Source organism: Oceanospirillum linum (assembly GCF_001995095.2).
Taxonomy (GTDB): Bacteria; Pseudomonadota; Gammaproteobacteria; order Pseudomonadales; family Halomonadaceae; genus Oceanospirillum; species Oceanospirillum linum.
The window spans coordinates 1-413 of the sequence record NZ_MTSD02000163.1 but is presented as its reverse complement, the minus strand read 5'-3'; the positions used below and the strand labels follow the sequence as shown (position 1 = coordinate 413).

The 413-nt window shown below is 52.5% G+C and carries 1 protein-coding gene; it reads right to left on the bottom strand.

The annotated features are described in order from the left end of the window. Window positions 1-106 precede the first annotated feature (106 nt). Window positions 107-413 (bottom strand): autotransporter-associated beta strand repeat-containing protein (locus BTA35_RS17140; protein WP_202931321.1); only part of this gene is annotated, 307 nt, incomplete at its 5' end.

Here is a 413-nt window from a genome sequence, read left to right as displayed (position 1 = left end):
GTTTCCGGTATAGTTGCCGTTAACGGTCAGTACATTCCCCGGTTTCCCCCCTTCGCTATTCATTTGAACCGTGCCGCCATTCTCCAGGTTGCCGCCGATAGTGGTTTTAGCGACACGCAGTGCCCCCCCCAGGCATAACGTTCATATCACCTGCAGTGGTGACATTTCCCGACATCACACCGCTGTTATGGATATTAATGTGTTGACTTGCCATATTAATGGCAGAGTCGGAACCGAAAGCAATTTCCCCCCCCACGATATCCGTCGTACCCTGATACGCCGCGGAATCGTTGTTAAGAGTCAGGATCCCGGTACCCAGTTTTGTCACATCACCGCTACCGCTGATACTGTGCGTCATCGCCCAGCTACGCTCAGTGGAGATGGTGAGCAGGCCATTATTGATAACGGAAGCA